This is a genomic window from Streptomyces sp. NPDC051243, assembly GCF_044455405.1.
Taxonomy (GTDB): Bacteria; Actinomycetota; Actinomycetes; order Streptomycetales; family Streptomycetaceae; genus Streptomyces.
The window spans coordinates 1-1,244 of record NZ_JBITES010000041.1; the positions used below are offsets into that span (position 1 = coordinate 1).

2 protein-coding genes are annotated in these 1,244 nt (G+C 70.0%); both read right to left on the minus strand.

Annotated features, from left to right (window positions below; all coding sequences use genetic code 11):
* Positions 1-582, minus strand: a 582-nt coding sequence (locus tag ACIBAG_RS45665; protein WP_399114067.1) for a putative T7SS-secreted protein, incomplete at its 3' end; no start/stop codon positions are given.
* The coding region (locus ACIBAG_RS45670) for a hypothetical protein (RefSeq protein ID WP_399114069.1) at positions 582-1,244 on the minus strand (663 nt) is incomplete at its 5' end. The genes ACIBAG_RS45670 and ACIBAG_RS45665, both read right to left, overlap by 1 nt.

Sequence of the window (1,244 nt, forward strand, 5' to 3'; positions counted from 1 at the left end):
GTTGTACGCCTTCACCCGGGCGTTGTGCGCGTCCGTCGCCTTCTGAGAGGTCTCCTGGGCGCGGCGATAGGTGTCGATCGCCAACTGCGCCTGCTGCTGCGCCCAGCGGACGGTGTCCGCGTACGTGCCCAGCGCCCCGGCCGCTGCCTCGCAGGCGTCGGCCGCCGTCAGCCACTGCTTGGGATGCATGTCGAACTTCTCGCGGAAGGCGTCCGCCGCCTTGCCCTGCCAGCCGTCGCCGCCCAGCGCGCGCATGCCCTGACCGACGTTCTCGAACGCCCGGGAGAAGTCGCGCAGATGCTTCGCCCTCGCCTCCAACGCCTCCACGCTGCCATGGACCAGTTCCTTCGGGTCCTCGCTCTCCCCCAGCCCGCGCTCGGCGACATCACCGCCCAGCCGGTTGCTCACGCCCTCGCCGAAGTCGCGTACGCCCTCGGCCGCGCTGTCCGCGCCCACCGCGGACAAGCCGTCCGCCGCCTTGTCCGCGGTCCAGTTGACGGCCTCGCCGACGTTCTCCGTCACCCCGTCGACGGCACTGTCGAAGCCGTCGCTGAGGCCGTCGACGATGTCCCCCAGGCCCATCAGCGCTCACCCTTCCCGGACTCACCGGACTCCGCTGCCTGCGAAGGGCCGATCTGCTGCCATTCCGCCCGCGGATCCAGCGACGCACCCGGGATCACCGTCGACGTCCGAACGTCCTCGGCCGTCTTCGCCCAGGCCTGCCGGGCCGCCTCTTCGCCCTCCCGCATGGACTCCTCGCTGAAGTCCGCGTTCATGACGTGGGATACGGGATTGTCCTTCAACGTCTCCGACCAGGAACGCCCTTCGACCTCCTCCGGCGCCAGGCCCGGGTTGCCCATGGCCGACGTCCACACCCTCTTGAAGGTGTTCGAGCCGTACTGCTCCTGCTCGTGGTACAGCCCCGCCGACAGGTTCAACCGACCCGCGAACTCATTGGCGTCCTGCACCAGCGAGTACACCCCCCAGCCCCACCGCTCGCAGAAGTCGGCGAAGACCTGACGCAGCGCCGCGTCTCCCACCTCCAGACCCGCCAGCTCCAACTCGTCGAAACCGCGGCCCTGGCTCGCCTCGATGTCGAAGCCCAACTCCTGCAGCTCACCGATCGCCTGGTTGATGCCCCGCGTGATCCGCTCCAGCGCCTCCGGATCGACCTGGTAGCCGTCGCCGCCGCTCACGCGCCCGCCGTCCCTTCCCCGTCCGTTTCCACCGCATCCACCGCCGCC